This window comes from Pseudomonas sp. SZ40 (genome assembly GCF_052958135.1).
On the sequence record NZ_JBQWIF010000013.1, the window covers coordinates 60,983 to 81,295 of the forward strand.

A 20,313-nucleotide genomic window follows, 5' to 3' on the forward strand; every position below is an offset into this window, starting at 1 on the left:
AAGAGGCAATTGATTGGCTGGCGAAGGCACAGCGGCCATATCAGCCGCACAGCGGATTCCCTATCCATGCCTGCACTCTCGCGTGGCCCCAAGCACAAAGCCCCGACCATCCGGGGGGAGGGTCGGGGCTTCATGCGGTATCAGCGCAGAGAGCAGCAATGGCCTGGGGCCCGGGCATGCCAGGAATACGCGCTGACTCAGCGGTACGACAGTCCCTCTTGTTCGCAACCAATGCCAGGTCAGCGGCAACCGCCGAAACGTCCGCTACCCGCCTGCCGTGACCTAGAACAGGCCAAGCGTGTAGCTGACGATCAGCCGGTTCTCGTCGATGTCGGTGCGGTAGTTGGAGCGCGCCGTAACATTGCGCCAGCGCAGCCCCAGCCCCGCTAACGGGCCACTCTGCACCACATACGCCAGATCCAGATCGCGTTCCCAGTCCTCGCCTTCATAGCCCTGCCCGGTACGCACATTGCCACCCGTGACGTAACGCAAGGTACTGGTCAAGCCAGGGATGCCAAGCACGGAGAAATCGTAGTCATGGCGCACCTGCCAGGAGCGCTCACCGGGCGCGGCGAATTCGTAGGTGGGCAAGGTGTTGCCCATCGGGTTGGTATTGGCGCCTACCTGAATGAAGCCGTCATCACCGTCGATCCGCTGATGCCCTGCATAGACGGTGTGACCACCATGCCTGGCCGAGAACAGCGCGAAGGCTGCCTGGTTGTCGAGCTTGCCGGCGATGCTGCGCCCTTCGTCACGGCTATCGAAGTACCCGGCGCTCACCCCCAGCGTCCAGTCGCCAAGAGGCTCGGCATGCTTGAAACTGTAGAACCGCTGCTGATAGATGTCCTGCAATTGCGCCTGCCAGATGCCGACGCTGGTGCGTTTGGCGTTGAAACTGTAATCCGCACCGGCGTAGTTGAAGCGGTCACTGGTGAAGCGGGCGATACGTGCCGGGTTGACGGGGTCGTTGATCAGCCCGTGCATCTCCTGGCGATCCGTCGAGTCGCGCAGGCTGGTAGAACGCATCTGCCCAGCCTGCAGCGTCAGCCCCTCGATCTCGTTGGATACCAGCGCAGCCCCCTGATAGGTCGGCGGTAGCAAACGCAGATCACTGTGAAACAGCACGGGAAGATGGGGCCGCAATTCACCGACCTTGAGTTCGGTACGCGACAACTTCACCTTCAGGGCTGCACCCATGCGCCCATATTCATGGGCTCCCCGACCGTCGTGCACCGGCAGCAGACCACTGCTGGTACGCCCGCGACCGCTATCGAGCTTGATGCCATAGAGCCCCAGCACATCCACACCAAAGCCAACCGGGCCACGGGTGTACCCCGAACGGAAATCGAAGATGAACCCTTGGGCCCACTCCTGGGTTCTCGATTGCGTGCTGCTACCGACGATCCCGGAATAATCGCGGCTGAAAAAATAATTGCGCAGTTGCAGGTCAGCTTGGGAGTCCTCCATGAATCCGCCCTCCTCGGCCTGAGCGGACAGACCCAGCCCTGCGACCAGACAGCCCCCGACAACACGACGCATGCAAGTCATGATCGACACTCCAAAAAGACGAACGCAAACGCACGCCTTGGAAAAAATGGCGTGAGAATGAAAAAGATGGGAAGGGTTTAAAATCCGGAACGCGCGACAGCACGCTCCGGCAACACCAGGAGCGCTCGCCTTAGCGGTTGACCAGTTTCGCGGGCAGCGCGATCACCAGGAAGCAGCTGAGCAGCAGGCAACCGGCGAAGAACCAGAGCGCGGCGTGGCTGGTGCCGGTCAGGTCGGTGACCAGGCCCATCAGCGAGTTGCTCACCAGGCCGGCGATATTCGCCACCGAGCAGGCCAGGGCGAAGCCAGTGGCAGCCGCCGTGCCCTTGAGGAACGTGGCCGGCAGGCTGAAGAACACCGGCACGGCACCGATGATGGCCGCCGAGGCGATGGCGAACAGCGTGACGGTCATGATCAGGTTGTCACTGAAGAAAGTGCTGCTGGCCATGGCGATGGCGCCGATGATGAACGGCACGATGATGTGCCAGCGACGCTCACGGTGACGGTCCGAACTGGCGCCGATCAGCAGCATGCCCGCCAGCGCCGCGAGGCTCGGCAAGGAGGTCAGCAAGCCGATATGGAAGGTATCGGTCACCCCCGTATTGCGGATGAAGGTCGGCATCCAGAAGCCCATGGCGTAGGCACTGAGCAGGATCGAGAAGTCGATGCCGCCGAGCATCCACACCTTGAGGTTGAAGAAGCCGTCACGAAAGCTGTGCTTGCTGCCTTTGCCTTCTGCGTCATCGGCCGCCAGATCGCGGGCCAGTTGCGCCTTTTCATCGGCATCGAGCCACTTGGCCTGATTGAAGTGATTGGGCAATGCCCAGAAGGTCAGGATACCGAGCAACACGCTGGGAATCGCCTCCAGCAGGAACAGCCACTGCCAGCCCCGCAGCCCGTTCACCTCGTCGAAGTGATTCATGATCCAGCCGGAAATCGGGCCACCAATCACACTGGAAAGGGGCAGGCCGATCATGAACAGGGCAATTATTCGTCCGCGTCGGTACGTCGGGTACCAGGTGGTCAGGTAATACAGCACGCCTGGCAGGAAGCCCGCCTCGGCAGCCCCCAGCAGAAAGCGGATGATGTAGAACTCGGTGGTGGTGGTGACGAACATGGTGCAGGCCGACAACAGGCCCCAGGTGATCATTATCCGCGCGATCCAGACCTTGGCCCCGACCCTCTCGAGCACCAGATTGCTGGGCACCTCGAACAGGATGTAACCGACGAAGAACAGACCGGCGCCAAGCCCGTAGGCCGCCTCGCTGAATTGCAGATCGGTGAGCATCTGCAGTTTGGCGAAGCCGACGTTGATGCGATCCAGATAGGCGGCGAGGTAACAGAAACACAGGAAAGGGATCAGCCTCCAGGTCACTTTCCGGTATAGCTCGCGGGTACTGTCGGGTGCACTGCCCACGGCGGTGCTGGTGGTGGGTACGTAAGGCATTGCGTGTCTCCTGGCGGTGACTTGTGATTTTTGTTGAAGCCAGCAGTCGTCGACGCCCGCAAGCGTCATCAACCGATGACCTTCCAAGGCAGCGTCAGGGCCGTACCCGAGGCACGGCGGCCACCCGCATCAGGGCGACCCGTGGAAAGAGCGGCGTACCGCAGATTCCTTATTGAGTGTTCACGCAGACAGTCGGTCGAGGTACGCCAACGCCTCCTCGAGGCTGACCACATCGCCGTATTTGCTGTCGATGTCGAACAGATTCGCCTCATGGGGCGCCTGGTGCCGATCCCCCACGCAGTCACGCACGACGATGGTGCGGAAACCGTGCTGCACACCATCCACCGCACTGGCGCGAATGCAGCCACTGGTCGAGCAGCCGGCCAGCAACAGCGTGTCGATACCTCGGGCGTGCAACTGAGAAGCCAGACTCGTGCCGAAGAACACACTGGCGTATTGCTTGGTGAGCACCTGCTCGCCTGGCTGGGGCGCCACCTGCGGGCAGAACTCGGCCAGCGGGTTGCCGTCGACCATGTCCTTCATCACCGGCGCCTTGCGTACCCACATGCCGCCGTCGGCGAAATCGGCGGCGTGATAGCGGATGTTGCTGTGCACCAGCGTGATACCCAGCCGGCGCGCCACGTCGAGCAAGGCCACCGATTGCTCCACCGCGCTGACCACACCCGGTGCATACAGCGGCGCGCCCGGCGTGGTGTAGCCCTGCATGAAATCGATCATCAGCAGCGCCGGCCGCGTACCGAAGCCGATACGCTGCCCCCAGACGCCCTGATAGTTGTCGCTAAGACTCTGCGCGCTCATCACCACCTCCTCAGTAGGCGCCGGACAGCAGCGCGCCGGCGCCAGGCACGATTGGTTCCAGATCCAGCGCCTTGAGCATGCAATAGGTGGTGGCGATGGCCGCCGTGACCACCGGTTTGCCGGTCAGCGCCTCGACCTTGGCCACCGCCGGCAGCGACTGCATTTGCACGCACGCAGACAGCACCACCACATCGACACCCTCCAGGTTCATGCCCGCGACGATATCCGGCAGGTTGGCCGGGTCATGGCGCGCGACCTGCAGATTGTCGGGGATTTCCAGGGCACGCCAGTCGACCACCTCGAAACCCTCTTCACGGATGTAGTCGACCACCAACTCGGTGAGCGGCTTCATGTAGGGAGCGACGATGGCGATGCGCTTGGCCTTCATGACCTTGAGCGCCTCGACCAGCGCACCCGCGCTGGTGATCACCGGCGAATTGGCGTCGTTGTCGGCGGTCACCTGGCGCAGACGTTTTTCGGACTGGCGATGGTAGCCAAGCCCCATGGCCATGATCGCCACCAGGCAGGCATAGCCGAGCACGTCGACCTTGGCGTCGGACAGCTCCAGCGCGCAACGATCCGACTCGGCATCCATGGCTGCCAGCTCCTCCTTCTTCACCTGTTTCATGCGCATGCGCGCCGAATGAAAGGTGAAGCGCTCCGGGCGAATCGCCTGGCGCGCGGTGAGCATCGCCGGGATCTCGGTTTCCATGGTGGTGTTGGAGCTCGGCACGATCTGGCCGATGCGATAGAGCGTGTTCATGGCAGAACCTCGTGGTGAATGGGCTGGCCGAGAAAGTCGCCGAAGGCGGCGAAGAAACCGTCGAGATCGTCCCAGGGGATCATGTGCCCGGCGTCCGTGACGCGAACGACCTGCAAATCGCTCTTCAGCGCGCGCAGCTCGGCTTCGTCGACCGGCTCGATGACCCCGCCGCGCCCTGCCACCATCAGTAGCGCAGGCTGTTTCACGGCAGGCAGATACTGATGGATATCGACCTGATGGAACTCCTCGAAAGCCTGCACGATGGCCGGCTCGTAACAGGTGTGCAGCCACTCGGCACGCAGCTGCAATTGCTCCTGGCTCCAGGTCGGGCAGAACGCCTTCATCGCCTCGGCATCCATGCCCTGCTCGGCCTGACGGATGGAGTCGACGTACCAGGGCAGCTTGCTCGGATAGTCGCGCCGGCCCGGCCCGGACACAGGCGGATCGATCAGCACCAGGCGCTCCAACCCCTTGGCGCCCAGCGCCGCGGCGCGAATGGCGAAGCGCGCGCCCATCGAGTGGCCGAGCAGGCTGTAGCGCTCGAACCCCAGGGCAGCGGCGAAGGCGATGATGTCGGCGGCACAGGTATCGGTGTCATAGGCCAGCTCCGCACCACTGGAGGACAGACCGCGCCCACGCACGTCGAGAATGTAGGTATCGAACTGACGCCCCAGCACCTCGCCGACGAACCCCCAGGTGATCGCCGGGCTGGTGATGCCGGGCACCAGCAGCAGTACCGGCCCCTGGCCGCCGTAGCGCAGGTAGTGCTGGCGAATGCCGTTGGCCTGCACGTTGCCGCCACCAATCAGGGTGCTCATGCCGCCACCCCGCTTTTCAGCGGCTGGGCATAGACGTCATAACCGTAGACCCAGGCAGGATCCTCCTGCGTACGCAGGAAGGTATTGGCGTTGGAGACGGCCTGTACGCGCGACGCACGCTCCTTGCGATTGGCCTCGTAGAGCTCGAAAGCCGTGCGGAAATCCGACAACCCGGTTTCCTGCAGGCAGCGGGTCAGCATCGCCGCATCCTCGATCGCCATCCCGGCGCCCTGGGCCATGTGCGGCTTCATCGGGTGGCAGGCATCGCCCAGCAGCACCAGGCGCCCACGACTCCAAAGCGGCAGCGGGTTGCGGTTGCGCAACGGCCACTTGGTGATGTCTTCGGTGCTGCGGATCAGCTTCTGCACCGTGGAGTGGTAGCCCTCGAACGCGGCCAGCATTTCCTCCTGGCTGCTGTCCACGTAGTTGCCCTGGAAATCCCAGGCCTCATGCGGCACGCCCGAGACGAAGTAGTACTCATCGCGCTTGCTGGTGGTGTGATAGACCATCAGATGACGATCATCCGTCCACCATTTCACGCAGGGCTCGAACAGATCGGCGTGCCGCACCAGACTTTCGCCGCGAATCAGCGCACGGTGCGCGACCCAGCCGCTGTAGATAGGCGATTCGGCGCCCAGCAGCTCCTCGCGAATCTTGGAATGAATGCCATCGGCACCGATGACGATATCGGCAGTGGCCTCTGAGCCATCGGTAAAGCTCAGGCGTACCTGGTCGCCTTCATCGACGATGCGCTCCAGCCTCTTGCCGAACCGCACCGTGCCGGGCGCGATGCTGTGCATCTGCAACACGTGCATGTCACCACGGTGAACGGTGATGTAGGACGCCCCGTACTCGCGCCGGGCGAACTCACCCAGCGGAATGCGTGCCAGATACTCCCCCGACTCGCCATCGCGGCTATGCCAGAAGTCAGGGTGCGAGCCCATGTCCTCGAGCGGCTTCTCCAGCCCCATGCGCCGGAAGATCTTCATTACGTTCGGCCCGACATGAATACCGGCCCCCAGCCGGGAGAACTCCGGCGATTGCTCGTAGACCGTGACCTCGAACCCTGCCTGTTGCAACAGGGTAGCGGCAGCGGCGCCCCCCAGCCCCGCACCAACGATGGCAATTCTTTGCTGAGCCCCCATGGGCGCACCTCCTCTCTTGGATACGACGAAGCGGGTTTCCCCACCGAACAATTACAGTGTATGCACTATATTTTTAAAAAGTGAAGAGCCTTCCTCAAAAAAACCGCGCGCCGCGAAAACTGCTACCAATCATCAATAAAAAGCTCACAAAACAGCAATTGTGTAGATAGGTAACGCTGCAAGCGAAACCTTGCCAAGATCTTCAGGCTGGTGTTTTATTTAAACAATTAGAGTGCACACTCTATAAAAACGCACCATCAGACAGCAGCAAGGCACCAGCTCGGTGCACCCTCCTCACGACTTTTCAGGAGACACGTCATGCCGGTAAGCGATAGCGAACTAACCCAGATGTTCGAACAGGTGCTGACCCTGTCCAGGGTCGATGCGACCCAGAGCGTCGCCATTCTCAAGAGCCATTACTCGAACCCGAGAACCATGCGCGCCGCCATGGATGCCGCGCAGCGACTAAACGCCAAGGTGTATGCCGTGGAACTGCCGTCGTTCAACCACCCGAGGGCGATGGGCAACGACATGACGGCCTACTGCGGCGACACCGCGTTGACCGGCAACCTCGCCGCACAGCGTGCACTGGAAGCTGCCGACCTGGTCGTCGACACCATGATGCTGCTGCACTCTCCGGAGCAGGAGCAGATCCTGAAGACCGGAACCCGAATCCTGCTCGCCGTGGAGCCACCCGAAGTACTGGCGCGCATGCTGCCGACCGAGGACGACAAACGCCGCGTCCTGGCGAGCGAGGCGCTGCTCAAGCAGGCGCGCAGCCTGCACGTGAAGTCCGCTGCAGGCAGCGACTTCCATGCCGCTCTGGGGCAGTACCCGGCGGTCACCGAGTACGGCTTCGCCGACGAGCCAGGCCGCTGGGATCACTGGCCCAGCGGTTTCCTGTTCAGCTGGCCGAACGAGGAAAGCGCGCAAGGCACCCTCGTGCTGGACGTCGGCGACATCCTGCTGCCGTTCAAGAACTACTGCCGCGAGCGCATCACCCTGGAAATCGACAAGGGCTTCATCACCGCCATCCACGGCGGTTTCGAAGCCGAGTACCTGCGCGACTACCTCAAGTACTTCAAAGACCCGGAGGTGTACGGCATCTCCCATATCGGCTGGGGGCTGCAACCCCGCGCGCAGTGGACAGCCATGGGCCTGCACGACCGCAACGACGGCATGTGCATGGACGCGCGTGCGTTCTACGGCAACTTCCTGTTCTCCACCGGGCCGAACACCGAGGTCGGCGGCACACGCAAGACGCCCTGCCATCTGGATATTCCACTGCGCAACTGCGATATCTATCTGGACGATCAGGCCGTGGTGCTGGCTGGCGACGTGGTCTATCCCGAAGCCTCGAAGGCTGGCTGACACGGCACCACGGGCGCGGCCGCAGGCGTCGGGCAACAAGGGCTACGGCACTGTTCGTCGCCATGTACAGCCCGCAGCCCGTGGCGGCCGCGCAACGCTCCAGCGCCAGCCGGAAAATACTGCAGGCAGACACGCGACCGCCCTGCACCGCTATACTCGGCCACCTGCGCCTCGAACCGAATGCCCCCATGTCGACCGACAACTGCCCAGAAAACACCTACCAGGTAACCGAACAGATCGGCCACCTGCTGCGTAAGGCCTATCAGCGCCATACGGCGATCTTCCAGCAGAACGTCTGCGACGCTCAGCTGACCTCCATCCAGTTCGTCACACTGTGCGCCCTGCGTGACCATGGCCCGAGCTCCCAGGCCGAGCTGATCAAGGCCACGGCCGTCGACCAAGCCACCATTCGCGGCATCGTCGAACGCCTGAAGGCGCGCAGCCTGGTCGCCCTGTCGCCCGACCCCGACGACCGTCGCAAGGTCATCGTCGAACTGACCAGCGCGGGCCAGGCACTGCTGACCGAGATGATTCCCTGTGCCCAGGAAATCAGCGAGCTGACCATGGGCAGCCTCAATCCCGGCGAGCGCATCGCCATTCTCTACCTGCTGCGCAAGATGAACGACAGCGGCGAGTAGGCCGCAGATCGTCCACGACTCTGCCGACAACTGCCTCGAGCAAGGTGCAGGTAGCCTCCCAGCAATCCCCCGTGGGAGCGGGCCACGCCCGCGATTGATACGCATGGCGCACGCTCGCGAAGCAGGTTCGTCACTGCTACGCCACCGTGCAGCCACTGCCTGCAAATCTGCCACGACAGCTACCGGCAGACAGCTGCCCCCCTCCTCCTGAATTGCCCAAGCCACTCGCCCTGGCCCATTCCTTGCCTACCCAAAAGCATATTTCATGAAGTAAGCACTTAACGAACTAAAAGCCTCCTTCCTGGGTAATGCGGTAACGCCGGGATCGGGCAGACAAGGCAGCAAGGCATCCATGGAAAAGAACCTGATCCTGCAAGTGAATGGGCAGGCGGTGCAGCTCAATGCTGAGCCGCAGACCCCCTTGCTCTACATCCTGCGCAACGATTTGGCCCTCAATGGTCCCAAGTACGGCTGCGGCCTGGGTGAGTGCGGCGCCTGTACGGTAATCGTCGATGGCCGCGCCACCCGCTCGTGCGTATTTCCCGTTGGCGGTGCCGTAGGCCGCAGCGTTACCACCCTGGAAGGCCTGGGTTGTCGCGAACGCCCCCATCCGGTGCAGCAGGCCTTTATCAGCGAACAGGCGGCGCAGTGCGGTTACTGCCTCAACGGCATGATCATGACCATCAAGGCCCTGCTCGATCGCAACCCACACCCCAGCGACGAAGAACTGCGCAACGAGCTGTCGGCGAACCTGTGCCGCTGCGGCACCCACGTCGAGATCATGCGCGCGGCCCTGCGTGCCGCCGGCCGTCCCGCTGCCCCGCACGGAGAAACCCCATGCACCTGACCCGCGACCAATGGCTCGAACAGCCCGATGCGCTGCTGGTGATCGATACCATCCAGCCCCCCTCCGGCCCCATGCCCAAAGGCCAGAGCGCCACCTTGAAACCTCGCGAACTCGGGCTGTTTCTCGCCATCGCCGGTGACCGAGTTCATGCCTTCAACGGTCATGTCGACCTGGGCACGGGTATCCGCACCTCGCTGGCGCAGATCGTCGCCGAAGAGCTGAACCTGGACATGGATCAGGTCGAGATGGTCCTGGGCGACACCGAGCGAGCGCCGAATCAGGGCGCAACCATCGCCAGCGCGACCATCCAGATCAGCGCGATTCCTCTGCGCAATGCCGCTGCGGAAGCGCGACGCCACCTGGGCCGGCTGGCCAGTGAGCGCTGGCAGACGGATGTCGAGCAGCTCAGGCTGCAGCGCGGCCGCTTCCATCACCCGGACGGCCGCGAGCTGAGCTTCGCCGAACTGATCGCCGGCCAGCACATTCGTCTGTCCATCAGCGGCGACGCGCCACTCAAACCGGCAAGCGAATACCGCCTGGTGGGCCAGGCCGCGCAGCGCGTGGACATTCCCGGCAAGGCCACGGGCGAGCTGACCTACGTCCACGACATGCGCCTGCCGGGCATGCTGCATGGCCGCGTGGTACGTCCGCCCTACGCCGGCTACGACAGTGGCGAATTCGTCGGCAACAGCCTGCTCTCGGTCAACGAAAGCTCCATCGCCGATATCCCGGGCATCGTCGCCGTGGTGGTGATACGCGACTTCGTCGGCGTGGTCGCCGAGCGCGAGGAGCAGGCAGCTCGCGCCGCCCAGCAACTGGAAATCGAATGGAAACCCTGGACACAGAAACTGCCCGACATGCGCGATATCGCCCAGGCCATCCGCGACAACCCGCGCATCGCCCGCACGGTTCTCGACAAGGGTGACGTCGAGCAGGCCCTGGCCAACGCCGACCAGCGACTGACCCGCAGCTACCTCTGGCCCTACCAGTTGCACGCGTCGATCGGCCCTTCATGCGCACTGGCCGACTACAGCGAGCAGCAGTCGAAAGTCTGGTCGGGCACCCAGAACCCTCACTTGCTGCGTGCCGACCTGGCCTGGTTACTGGAGTGCGACGAGAATCGCATCGAGGTGATTCGCATGGAGGCCGCCGGCTGCTACGGGCGCAACTGCGCGGATGACGTATGCGCCGATGCCCTGCTGCTGTCCAGGGCGGTGGGCAAACCGGTACGGGTTCAACTCACCCGCGAACAGGAACACGTGTGGGAACCCAAGGGCACCGCTCAATTGATGGAGGTCGACGGCGGCCTGAATGCCGATGGCAGCATCAGCGCCTACGATTTCCAGACCAGCTACCCGTCCAACGGCGCGCCGACCCTGGCGCTGCTGCTCACCGGCCGCGTCGAGCCATTGCCGATGATGTTCGAGATGGGCGACCGCACCTCGATACCGCCCTACGACTACGAGCACATGCGCGTCACCATCAACGACATGGCCCCGCTGGTGCGCGCGTCCTGGATGCGCGGCGTTTCTGCCATGCCGAACAGCTTTGCCCACGAGTCGTACATCGACGAACTGGCATTCGCCGCCGGGGTGGACCCCGTCGAATACCGCCTGCGCCACCTGGACGATCCACGCGCCAGGGATCTGATCCAGGCCACCGCCCAGCGCGCCGACTGGCAGCCGCGCACCCAACCGCAGCAAACGCCCGCCGAGGGTGACGTGCTACGCGGCCGGGGCTTCGCCTATGCCCGCTACATTCACAGCAAGTTCCCCGGTTTCGGCGCGGCCTGGGCTGCCTGGGTCGCCGATGTGGCGGTGGACAAGCGCACCGGCGAAGTGGCCGTTACCCGCGTGGTGATCGGCCACGACGCCGGCATGATGATCAACCCCGAGGGCGTGCGTCACCAGATCCACGGCAACGTGGTGCAGTCCACCAGCCGGGTACTCAAGGAGCAGGTGCAGTTCGAGGATTCGCGAGTCGCCAGCACCGAATGGGGCACCTACCCAATCCTGACCTTTCCCGAAGTGCCTGCCATCGACGTGATGATGATGCCTCGGCAGACCGAACCGCCCATGGGCAGCGGCGAATCGGCCTCCGTACCCAGTGCGGCCGCCATTGCCAACGCCATCTTCGACGCCACAGGCCTGCGCTTTCGCGAGTTGCCGATCACCGCCGAACGGGTTCGTGCCGCGCTCGCTGCTGACGGCGGGGCCGACAGCGCAGCGCCAGCGGCTCCCGCCACGGGCAAACGCAGCAAGTGGTGGCTTGGTGGCCTGGCTGGCGTGCTGGGCGCGACCCTGGGCCTGCTCACCACCGCCCTGCCCTGGCGCGCGGAGATCGCCCCCGTGGCACCAGCGGGTTCCGGCACCTGGTCCGCCGCCACCCTGGAGCGAGGCCGCTTGCTGGCAGCCGCTGGCGACTGCGCGGTCTGTCATACCGCGCCTGGCGGTGCCAGCAATGCCGGCGGCCTGGCCATGGACACCCCGTTCGGTACGCTGTACAGCACCAACATCACCCCGGATCGTGAAACCGGCATCGGTAGCTGGTCGTTCGGCGCATTCGAGCGCGCCATGCGTGAAGGCATCAGCCGCGATGGCCGCCACCTGTACCCCGCATTTCCCTACACGGCGTTTCGCAACATCAACGATGCCGACATGCAGGCGCTGTATGCCTACCTGATGTCGCAGCCCGCCGTGAAGCAGCCTGCCCAGGCCAACCAGATGAGCTTTCCGTTCAACATCCGCCCGCTGATGGCTGGCTGGAACGCGCTGTTTCTCGGGCGCGGCGAATACCAGGCCGACCTGGCCCGCAGCGAGCAATGGAACCGTGGCGCCTACCTGGTCAACGGCCTGGGCCACTGCGCCGCCTGCCACTCGCCGCGCAACCTGCTCGGCGCGGAAAAAGGCGGCCAGTCGTTTCTTGCCGGGGGGATGGTCGACGGCTGGGAGGCACCGCCACTCAGCGGCCTGCGCAGCAGCGCTACGCCCTGGACGGAGGCGGAACTGACCGACTACCTGAGCAGCGGGTTCTCCGAGCGCCACGGCGTGGCTGCCGGCCCAATGGGCCCGGTGGTGAGTGAGCTGGCGATGCTGCCGAAAAGCGATGTGCAGGCCATCGCCAATTACCTGATCTCTCTGGACGCGCCAGCGCCAGCGCAGACTGTCGCCAGCAGCACGGCCCCCGACCCGGCAGCGCTCGCCCGTGGCCAGCGCACCTTCGAAAGCGCCTGCCAGGCTTGTCACAGCGATGGCCTGGGCCCGCAATTGTTTGGCGTGAGCCCATCGATGGCGGTCAACAGCAACGTGCACAGCCGCATGCCGGACAACCTGTTGAAGGTCATCCTGCATGGCATCGACACGCCGGCGACTCCTGAACTCGGCTACATGCCGGCCTTCAAGGACAGCTTCAACGACCGCCAGGTCGCCGAACTGGTCGCCTATCTGCGCCACCGCTTCGCCAGCGAGCAGCCGGCGTGGCTCGACCTGACCCAGAAAGTCGCGCACGTGCGCGCCAACCCCGGCACCCACTGAGCCCCATCACGACGCCGCGCGGCGCAGACCGCGCAGTACCACGTCGCTGATGAACGCCAGCCAGCGCGCCTTCTCGCTGACGCTGACCAGTTCGTCATCGAGAAAACAGCTCAGCGTGTGCAGGTTGGAGTTATAGAAGTAGCAGAGCGAGGCGATCATCAGGTACAGGTGCCGGATGTCGATATCCTCGCGGAAAAGCCCCTGCGCCTGACCGGCGGCGACGATCGGCTGCAACACGCCCACTGCGGTGCCGGAGAGCGCCCGCAGGTTGCCCGACTTGCGGGCGTGCACGCCTTGCAGCAGGTTTTCCGTGCCGAGGATGGTGATGAACTCAGGGTGCTTGAGGTAGTAGGTCCAGGTAAAGGCGACCAGATCGCGGATCGCCTGCTCGGGGTCTGCCAGATCGAACACCTGCCGGGCCTCGGCCCGGTTGAACTGGGCGTAGATGTGCTCCAGCACATTGACGAATAACTCATCCTTGCTGCCGAAGTAGTAATAGATCATCCGCTCGTTGCACTTGGCCTGGCTGGCAATCTGCTCGGTGCGCGCCCCGGCATAACCCTGACGGCTGAACACCTTAACCGCCGCCTTGAGGATTGCCGCCCGACTGCGATCCGCCTGGGCAGCTCGCGTACCGGTCTTGGCCTTTTCCATGGTGTATCCCGCTGGCTTAATCGACGGCGAAGTATGCGGCATCTGCTCCCGGCCAATCCACTTTGCCGCCTGCCTCCCCGCAGGACGCGCCTAGCCCACGTCCTTGCGCCGGGTGCGCTCGTTGATCACCCGGGCACGGCGGAAATTCCAACCGAGCAGCAGCTTCGAGGCGAGGTTTTCTCGGCTGTGCGGCTCACCGTAATGCAGCAGCACGGTGGAGCGCAGCGCGTTGGGGTCGCAGGGTTCGTTGGCGTGCAGCGAACGATAGCCCCAGAAGAAATAGGCGTTGCCGGGCACGATCTTGATCTTCGCCGGTTTCAGCCAGCTGCGCTTGACGGCGAAGGTCACCAGCTTCTGGGTCAGGGTGTTCTGCATCAGCGCCTTTTCCAGAATGTTGACGTACAGGTTGCTGCGGATGTTGCGCAGGTTGGGGAAGAAGATGAAATCCCCGCAGTCGCGGCCTTCGCTGGGCGTCACCAGCGGAATGAGCGCGGTCAGCGCTGCGGCGTCGTAGTGGAAGTAATAGGACTCGCGCTTGCCGGTCTTGCCCTGCAGGCAGCGCAGCGCCGGGAAGATGTCGGGTGAGCGCGGTGGTTGGCCGGTGCCGGTCTTGTAGATGTGCCTGAACAGGTCCATCACCTGGGGCGACACGCTCATCTCTTCGAAGATGCTGCCCCTCACGGCATCCTGGCCCTGCATGGCGAAGTACTCGTGGTGGTGCCGCTCCACTTCGTAATTGACGTGGGTGCGGGCCGCCTGCAACTGCTCCTCGGAGAGGAAACCCTCGATGACGGAATATCCCTGGCTCTCCATTTCGTTGACGATGCGCGGCACGACCTGCGGGTCGGCCTTCTGAAAATCGGGCATTGTGGTCGCGTCCTTCTCTGCTGTTTCGACGGTCACGCCAATCGGCAAGCCTCGGGATGTCCTCCGACCCGACTCGCACCTTCATATCGCGGGTTCGCCGTTCGCTCGCCAGGGGTGATCATCCAGGCCAAGCCGGAGATGGCCCGCCCAACGGGCCACGCTGAATGGGAATTACCTCCAGACAGGCAGTTGTAGCCCAGCCAGGGCCGTTCGATGCGCGACCAGCGGCAGCTTCTGACGAATGGCATGGTGGCCAGAGAATGGCCAACTAGAGGCTCCCGGGCCCGATACGAAGCGCCAGCCGCCTAGCGCACCTGGGCTGGAGCGTTAGCGGCTATGAATCCGACGCGCCGCAGCAGTGACGGCACCATCGTCGTCCTCAAGGCGGCTCCTGCGACCAGCGTGTACGAATGTCGCCTTGTTCCAGGCGCTGAGGGTTGTTGCCGAAGGCATCCTCGGCACTCATGTCGGCGCCCTTGTTGGCCAGGGCATCGAGCATGTCCTTGCGCTGGAACAGGGCCGCGTACATGGCGGCCGTCTGGCCACTGCCATTGCGTTGATCAGGGCTGCAGTCGGCGTCGAGCAGCCGCTTGGCGATGCGCACCTCACCCTTGAAGATCGCCCCCATCAGGGCGGTGTTGCCGCGCTGGTCCTGGGCGCAGGCATCGGCACCAGCGCTCAGCAGGCGCTCCACCGCCTCGCGGTGGCCGTGGTAGGCCGACAGGATCAGCGCCGTGTAGCCCTTCTCGTCAGCCGTATCGAGGTCGTAACCGGCCTGGATGAATTCGTCGAGCATCGCGGTATTGCCCGCCCGCGCCGCATCGAAGTAGTAAGTGCGCAATTGCGCCTGGATGTGCTCGGCATCGCCGGCGGGCGGAGTATCGGCCAGCAGCGAAGTCGCGCCGGTCAGCGTCAGCGCAAAGCAGAGGGTACGCAACATGGGAACCTCCCGAACGGCCAGCGGCCGCTCCCGGGTTGGGGAACCCGTGGCGCACGGCCCGCTCGGGGGCGGTGCGCCACGGAGTGACCGGCGTGGGCCGGTCGCAAGGTCAGTCCTGCAGCTTGGCGGCCAGTGCCTTGACCCGTGCCAGATCGCCCTTGGCTACCTGGGTCAGCCCCTCGCCGTACTGCACATCGGCCTTGTAGAAGAACGACAGCATGATGTGCTTGCTCTCGTCTTCAGCCTCGGCCAGGGCACCGCCCAGGCTGGCGATCAGATCGCCCTGCATCTTCTTGTCGTAGGAACGGTACAGCTCACCGGCCTGCAGGAAGTTCTGCTCGCGCTGGATCTTCTTCTGCTCGGTGCTGCCGCTCAGTGGCAGGTTGCTGTAACGCGCATGCTCGCTGGCAGGCCGTGGGTTGATGCGACTGGGCTCGTAGTTCACTTCGGTGGTGGTGTGGCCGATGTTCGCCGCGCCATCCTGATTGCCGTTGTTGACCGCCACCTTGGCCTGGTTGATCGGCAGGAACGCGTGGTTGGCGCCCAGGCGATACATCTGCGTGTCGGCATAGGAGAACAGCCGGCCCTGCAGCAGGCGATCCTCGGAGGGCTCGATGCCCGGCACCAGGTTGGACGGCGCCATGGCCACCTGCTCGGTTTCTTGGAACACGTTATCCGGGTTCTTGTTCAGGACCATCTGGCCAATTTTCTTGTAGGGCACGTCCGGCCAGATCTTGGTGGCATCCAGCGGATCGAAGTCGTACTTGGCCAGGTCAGCGGGTTCGAGCACCTGAATGTACAGATCCCACTTCGGGTAGTCGCCGGCGTTGATCGTGGTGATCAGGTCGCGGCTCATGTGGTTGAAGTCCTTGCCCTGGATCTGCTCGGTCTGCTGCGGGTCGTTGTTCTTGACCCCCTGCAGGCTGCGCCACTGGAACTTGACGTAGCGGTACTCGTTCTTGTCGTTGACCAGCTTGTAGGCGTGCACGCCGTTGCCGTTCATCTGCCGGTAATTGGCCGGCGTCCCTTCGTTGGAATACAGCAGCGTCAGGGTGCGGGTGGCTTCGGGCACGTGGCTGAAAAAATCGAACTGGGTGCGGTTGCTGCCGTAGTTGGTGTTCGGGTCGGGCTTGAAGGCATGCACCATGTCCGGGAACTTGATGGCATCGCGGATGAAGAAGGTCGGGAAGTTGTTGCCGACCAGATCCCAGTTGCCTTCGCTGGTGTAGAACTTGGTGGCGAAGCCGCGCGGGTCACGCAGGGTTTCCGGGGAATGGTTGCCGTGCACCACGCTGGAGAAGCGCACGAACACCGGTGTGGTGGTGCCCTTGGTGAAGACCTTGGCGCGACTCAGGTCGGAGATGTCGGCACTTGCCGTGAACTCGCCGTGGGCGCCGGTACCCCGCGCATGCACCACCCGCTCGGGGATGCGCTCGCGGTCGAAGCGCTGCAGCTTCTGGATCAACTGCACGTCCTGCAGCAGCGTGGGGCCGGTGCTGCCTGCAGTCTGTGAGTTCTGGTTATCGCCGACCGGGGCGCCGTTGTCGCGGGTCAGAGGCGCAGCGTGGGCGGAAAAGCTGAACAGAGAAGCGGACAAGGTCGCCGTCATCAAGCCAAGGGCAGGTGCCCATGAATTTTTGGGTTTCATGGATGAATCCTCGTTTTCTTATGGTTCCAAGCGCGTCATGCGCTTTCCCAAGGCTACGAGAGGTCATCCGCTGGTCTAAATTGGGAAAACCCAGCGCCCCGATAGACAATGCTTATTACGCGATAGAGCCCGAAAGTGATAAGCGAAGCGCCGATCGGCCGCGGCTCGTGGGCGAAGCGATAGCGGCCATTCAGCGAAATCGCGGTATGGCCACCATTCGCCGGCAAGCCGGCTCCTACACGACCCTGTGGATACCAGAGCCATGTAGGAGCCCGCTTGCGGGCGAAGCGATAGCGGCCATCCAGCAAAATCACGGCATGCCCACCAATCGCCGGCAAGCCGGCTCCTACGCGACCCTGTGCATACCAGCGCCATGTAGGAGCCCGCTTGCGGGCGAAGCGATTGCAGCCATCCAGCAAAATCACGGCATGCCCACCAATCGCCGGCAAGCCAGCTCCTACGCGATAGTGTGGATACCAGAGCCCGCTTGCGGGCGAAGCGATGGCGGCCATCCAGCGAAATCGCGGTATGCCCACCCATCGCCGGCAAGCCGGCACGACCGTGTGCATACCAGCGCCCACGTAGGAGCCCGCTTGCGGGCGAAGCGATAGCGGCCATTCAACAAAATCGCGGAACGGCCACCATTCGCCGGCAAGCCGGCACGACCGTGTGGATACCAGCGCCCACGTAGGAGCCCGCTTGCGGGCGAAGCGATAGCGGCCATCCAGCAAAATCGCGGCATGCCCACCAATCGCCGGCAAGCCGGCTCCTACGCGACCGTGTGCATACCAGCGCCCACGTAGGAGCCCGCTTGCGGGCGAAGCGATAGCGGCCATTCAACAAAATCGCGGCATGCCCACCAATCGCCGCAAGCCGGCACGACCGTGTGGATACCCGAGCCCATGTAGGAGCCCGCTTGCGGGCGAAGCGATAGCGGCCATTCAACAAAATCGCGGTATGGCCACCATTCGCCGGCAAGCCGGCTCCTACGCGATTGTGTGGGTACCAGCGCCCGCTTGCGGGCGAATCAATAGCGGCCATCCAGCGAAATCGCGGCATGCCCACCATTCGCCGGCAAGCCGGCTCCTACGGTGTCGTGGGCATTCCGCCTGGGCGTCACACGCGGAAGTGGCTGACCATCATCTGCAGCTGGTTGCCCAGACGCGCCAGTTCGATGCTCGATGCGGCGGTCTCCTCACTGGCTTCTGCGGTCTGCTCGGAGATGTCGCGCACGTTGACCACGCTGCGGCTGATTTCCTCGGCGACCGCGCCCTGCTGCTCGGCGGCGGCGGCGATCTGCTGGTTCATCGCCTGGATGTTGGACACCTTGCGGGTGATCATCCCCAGCGCCTCACCGGCCTTGCGGGTCAGAGCCACGGTGCTGTCGGTCAGCTCGCGGCTGCCGTGCATGATGGCTGCCACCTGCTGGGTGCCCTGCTGCAGACCAGCGACCAGGCCTTCGATCTCTTCGGTGGATTTCTGCGTGCGCTGAGCCAGCCCGCGCACCTCGTCGGCCACCACGGCGAACCCGCGCCCCGCTTCACCGGCACGCGCGGCCTCGATGGCGGCATTGAGGGCCAGCAGGTTGGTCTGCTCGGCCACCGCCTTGATCACGTCCATCACGCCGCCGATCTTTTTGCTCTCGCTTTGCAGCTCGCTCATGGCATCGGTGGAACGGGTCACTTCGGCGGCCAGGCGATCGATCTGCGCGATGGCTTCCGCCACCACCCGATCACCCTGGCTGGCCTCGTGGTCCGCATCGGACGCGGCCTGGGAGGCCTCGGCAGCACTGCGCGCCACCTCCTGCACGGTAGCCGACATTTCCTGCATGGCCGTAGCCACCTGATCGGTCTCCACCTTCTGGCTGTTGACCCCGGCGCTGGTCTGCTCGGTGACGGCCGACAGCTCCTCGGCGGCGCTGGCGATCTGCGTGACGCCATCACGGATGCCACCAATCAGCTCACGCAGGGTGCTGCCCATGCGCTGGATACCCTGCTGCACCACACCGAGCTCGTCGCGACGGCTGACCTGCAGAGTCTGGGTGAGGTCACCGCTGGTGATGCGCTCCACCGCTTCGAGGGTTTCCTGCAGCGGACGGGTGATCTGCCGGGTGATCAGCCAGGCGGCGAGTATGCCCACCAGCAGGGCCAGCAACGTGGCGCCGATCATCATGCGGGTGGCGAAGCCGGTGTCGCTGTCACGCAGCTTGACCTGCATGGCCAGCAGCGCGTCGCTGCCCTTGACGATCTCCTGCACCTGATCGGTCATGGCGTCGCGCAACTGCAAGCGCTCGGCGGTTGCCGTGCGATAGGTACCCAGCAGGCTGCGGTAGGCGGTGACCGAGCTCTCGAGCTGCTGGATCTGGTCGCGATAGTCGCCGGCGAACACGGTCGCCAGGCCATCGAGCCCCTGATCGACGCGCTCGATCTGCTGGTTCAGTGCCTGCTCGGTGCGCTCGTTCACATCAGCGGTGTAGGTGAGCACGCGGTAACGCAGGGTCTGCACGTCGTCCTTGAGCCGGGCGATGGCCTGGTAACGCGCGAAGCCCGCTTCGTCGCCCACGGCAGTGCGGGCCACTTCGTCCCTGACACGGTCGATCAACTCACCGGCGCGATCCGCCATGTCGACCATCTCGGTGCGGGTCTTGTTGGCGGTGGTGTAGGTCACGTTGGTCTTGTCGTAGGCCTTCTGATACTGCTCGATCAACTCGATCTGCTGCTTGATCAGCCGTACGTTCTCCGGGTTCTGGAAGTGCGGCAACATTTCCTGCTGCCGTTGAGCCAGCACACGAATCTGCTGCTGCACCTTGTCGGCTTCCGCCGCACCGCCATTGGAGAGCAGGTACTGCAAGCGCGCCACACGCAGATCGGTGAGGGTATGCGTGAGGTCATTGACGTCGGTCATGCGCTCGCTGCGCTGCACCACGCTGTCCAGGCTGGTCCAGCTGACGGCGGCCAGGGCCATGGTCAGCGCCAGTACGAGGCCGAACCCCAAAGCCAGTTTCATGGTGACGCTGATATTGCCAAACCACGTATTCATGGATCGCTCCAACTGCAAATTCATGTGATGAGGAAACTGGAGACTTATTCTTGTTGAGCCAGCCCGCACTCCAAGCGCGGTTCTGAGACGGCATCCCAGCCGGTGTCGCGATGATTCACCCATCGAAATGACGATGCTGTGGGGTCCGCCGAAGCGAACGATATCACTTTGATATTGCACAGACGCAGTGGCGCGCGGCTTGGTTCAACCTAAATCGCGATTGGCTGGAAATTGAA

The 20,313-nt window shown here is 63.8% G+C and carries 16 protein-coding genes; 4 read left to right on the top strand and 12 right to left on the bottom strand.

Annotated features, from left to right (window positions below):
- Window positions 1–282 precede the first annotated feature (282 nt).
- From ACT9T4_RS12660 to ACT9T4_RS12685, 6 genes are all read right to left on the bottom strand, one after another.
- Window positions 283–1,548 carry an OprD family porin gene (locus tag ACT9T4_RS12660; protein ID WP_499117255.1) on the bottom strand — a complete coding sequence of 422 codons (1,266 nt, stop codon included), beginning with the start codon at window positions 1,546–1,548 and terminating at the stop codon, window positions 283–285.
- A 130-nt stretch (window positions 1,549–1,678) separates the two neighbouring features.
- Window positions 1,679–2,995, bottom strand: coding sequence for an MFS transporter (locus tag ACT9T4_RS12665; RefSeq protein ID WP_042556708.1), 1,317 nt, complete (start codon window positions 2,993–2,995; stop codon window positions 1,679–1,681).
- A gap of 180 nt (window positions 2,996–3,175) precedes the next feature.
- The gene (locus tag ACT9T4_RS12670; RefSeq protein WP_499117257.1) at window positions 3,176–3,817 is read right to left on the bottom strand and encodes an N-carbamoylsarcosine amidohydrolase; all 642 of its coding nucleotides are present in this window, start codon (window positions 3,815–3,817) and stop codon (window positions 3,176–3,178) included.
- 7 nt (window positions 3,818–3,824) lie between these two features.
- On the bottom strand, window positions 3,825–4,577 hold the full coding sequence (locus tag ACT9T4_RS12675; protein ID WP_042556710.1) for a maleate cis-trans isomerase family protein: 753 nt from the start codon (window positions 4,575–4,577) through the stop codon (window positions 3,825–3,827).
- On the bottom strand, window positions 4,574–5,395 hold the full coding sequence (locus tag ACT9T4_RS12680; RefSeq protein ID WP_499117259.1) for an alpha/beta fold hydrolase: 822 nt from the start codon (window positions 5,393–5,395) through the stop codon (window positions 4,574–4,576). The genes ACT9T4_RS12675 and ACT9T4_RS12680 overlap by 4 nt, the downstream gene beginning before the upstream one ends.
- Entirely contained in the window at window positions 5,392–6,540 is a 1,149-nt protein-coding gene (locus ACT9T4_RS12685) for an FAD-dependent monooxygenase (protein ID WP_499117261.1), read from the bottom strand. The genes ACT9T4_RS12680 and ACT9T4_RS12685 overlap by 4 nt, the downstream gene beginning before the upstream one ends.
- Window positions 6,541–6,858: 318 nt before the next feature.
- On the opposite strand from ACT9T4_RS12685, the gene ACT9T4_RS12690 reads away from it, so the two are divergent.
- The 4 genes from ACT9T4_RS12690 (at window position 6,859) to ACT9T4_RS12705 (ending at window position 12,929) form a co-directional block, all read left to right on the top strand.
- Entirely contained in the window at window positions 6,859–7,911 is a 1,053-nt protein-coding gene (locus tag ACT9T4_RS12690) for a 2,5-dihydroxypyridine 5,6-dioxygenase (RefSeq protein ID WP_499117263.1), read from the top strand.
- 188 nt (window positions 7,912–8,099) lie between these two features.
- Window positions 8,100–8,549, top strand: coding sequence for a MarR family winged helix-turn-helix transcriptional regulator (locus ACT9T4_RS12695; protein WP_042556714.1), 450 nt, complete (start codon window positions 8,100–8,102; stop codon window positions 8,547–8,549).
- 352 nt (window positions 8,550–8,901) lie between these two features.
- Window positions 8,902–9,396 (top strand): (2Fe-2S)-binding protein, encoded by a 495-nt coding sequence (locus tag ACT9T4_RS12700; RefSeq protein ID WP_499117266.1) that lies wholly within the window; start codon window positions 8,902–8,904, stop codon window positions 9,394–9,396.
- The gene (locus tag ACT9T4_RS12705) at window positions 9,387–12,929 is read left to right on the top strand and encodes a molybdopterin cofactor-binding domain-containing protein (protein WP_499117268.1); all 3,543 of its coding nucleotides are present in this window, start codon (window positions 9,387–9,389) and stop codon (window positions 12,927–12,929) included. The genes ACT9T4_RS12700 and ACT9T4_RS12705 overlap by 10 nt, the downstream gene beginning before the upstream one ends.
- 6 nt (window positions 12,930–12,935) lie before the next feature.
- Here the strand turns inward: ACT9T4_RS12705 and ACT9T4_RS12710 are convergent, their stop codons facing one another.
- The 6 genes from ACT9T4_RS12710 to ACT9T4_RS12735 all read right to left on the bottom strand — a co-directional run bounded on the left by ACT9T4_RS12710 (window position 12,936) and on the right by ACT9T4_RS12735 (window position 20,077).
- Window positions 12,936–13,583 (bottom strand): TetR/AcrR family transcriptional regulator, encoded by a 648-nt coding sequence (locus tag ACT9T4_RS12710; RefSeq protein ID WP_042556086.1) that lies wholly within the window; start codon window positions 13,581–13,583, stop codon window positions 12,936–12,938.
- Between the two features lie 90 nt (window positions 13,584–13,673).
- The gene (locus ACT9T4_RS12715; RefSeq protein ID WP_499117271.1) at window positions 13,674–14,450 is read right to left on the bottom strand and encodes a hypothetical protein; all 777 of its coding nucleotides are present in this window, start codon (window positions 14,448–14,450) and stop codon (window positions 13,674–13,676) included.
- Between the two features lie 379 nt (window positions 14,451–14,829).
- Window positions 14,830–15,390: an ankyrin repeat domain-containing protein gene (locus ACT9T4_RS12720; protein WP_499117273.1), complete on the bottom strand. Its 561-nt coding sequence runs from the start codon at window positions 15,388–15,390 to the stop codon at window positions 14,830–14,832.
- Window positions 15,391–15,499: 109 nt separating this feature from the next.
- Window positions 15,500–16,999: a catalase gene (locus tag ACT9T4_RS12725; protein WP_499117325.1), complete on the bottom strand. Its 1,500-nt coding sequence runs from the start codon at window positions 16,997–16,999 to the stop codon at window positions 15,500–15,502.
- Between the two features lie 92 nt (window positions 17,000–17,091).
- Window positions 17,092–17,799 carry a hypothetical protein gene (locus ACT9T4_RS12730; RefSeq protein ID WP_499117275.1) on the bottom strand — a complete coding sequence of 236 codons (708 nt, stop codon included), beginning with the start codon at window positions 17,797–17,799 and terminating at the stop codon, window positions 17,092–17,094.
- A gap of 355 nt (window positions 17,800–18,154) precedes the next feature.
- Window positions 18,155–20,077 carry a methyl-accepting chemotaxis protein gene (locus ACT9T4_RS12735; RefSeq protein ID WP_499117277.1) on the bottom strand — a complete coding sequence of 641 codons (1,923 nt, stop codon included), beginning with the start codon at window positions 20,075–20,077 and terminating at the stop codon, window positions 18,155–18,157.
- Window positions 20,078–20,313: the final 236 nt, after the last annotated feature.

Bases quoted from the DNA above. Each gene is read 5' to 3' on its own strand.
- ACT9T4_RS12735 (WP_499117277.1), bottom strand. From the start codon at position 20,077: ATGAATACGTGGTTTGGCAATATCAGCGTCACCATGAAACTGGCTTTG.
- ACT9T4_RS12725 (WP_499117325.1), bottom strand. From the start codon at position 16,999: ATGACGGCGACCTTGTCCGCTTCTCTGTTCAGCTTTTCCGCCCACGCT.
- ACT9T4_RS12690 (WP_499117263.1), top strand. From the start codon at position 6,859: ATGCCGGTAAGCGATAGCGAACTAACCCAGATGTTCGAACAGGTGCTG.
- ACT9T4_RS12710 (WP_042556086.1), bottom strand. From the start codon at position 13,583: ATGGAAAAGGCCAAGACCGGTACGCGAGCTGCCCAGGCGGATCGCAGT.
- ACT9T4_RS12665 (WP_042556708.1), bottom strand. From the start codon at position 2,995: ATGCCTTACGTACCCACCACCAGCACCGCCGTGGGCAGTGCACCCGAC.
- ACT9T4_RS12680 (WP_499117259.1), bottom strand. From the start codon at position 5,395: ATGAGCACCCTGATTGGTGGCGGCAACGTGCAGGCCAACGGCATTCGC.
- ACT9T4_RS12675 (WP_042556710.1), bottom strand. From the start codon at position 4,577: ATGAACACGCTCTATCGCATCGGCCAGATCGTGCCGAGCTCCAACACC.
- ACT9T4_RS12715 (WP_499117271.1), bottom strand. From the start codon at position 14,450: ATGCCCGATTTTCAGAAGGCCGACCCGCAGGTCGTGCCGCGCATCGTC.
- ACT9T4_RS12685 (WP_499117261.1), bottom strand. From the start codon at position 6,540: ATGGGGGCTCAGCAAAGAATTGCCATCGTTGGTGCGGGGCTGGGGGGC.
- ACT9T4_RS12700 (WP_499117266.1), top strand. From the start codon at position 8,902: ATGGAAAAGAACCTGATCCTGCAAGTGAATGGGCAGGCGGTGCAGCTC.
- ACT9T4_RS12720 (WP_499117273.1), bottom strand. From the start codon at position 15,390: ATGTTGCGTACCCTCTGCTTTGCGCTGACGCTGACCGGCGCGACTTCG.
- ACT9T4_RS12705 (WP_499117268.1), top strand. From the start codon at position 9,387: ATGCACCTGACCCGCGACCAATGGCTCGAACAGCCCGATGCGCTGCTG.
- ACT9T4_RS12695 (WP_042556714.1), top strand. From the start codon at position 8,100: ATGTCGACCGACAACTGCCCAGAAAACACCTACCAGGTAACCGAACAG.
- ACT9T4_RS12660 (WP_499117255.1), bottom strand. From the start codon at position 1,548: ATGACTTGCATGCGTCGTGTTGTCGGGGGCTGTCTGGTCGCAGGGCTG.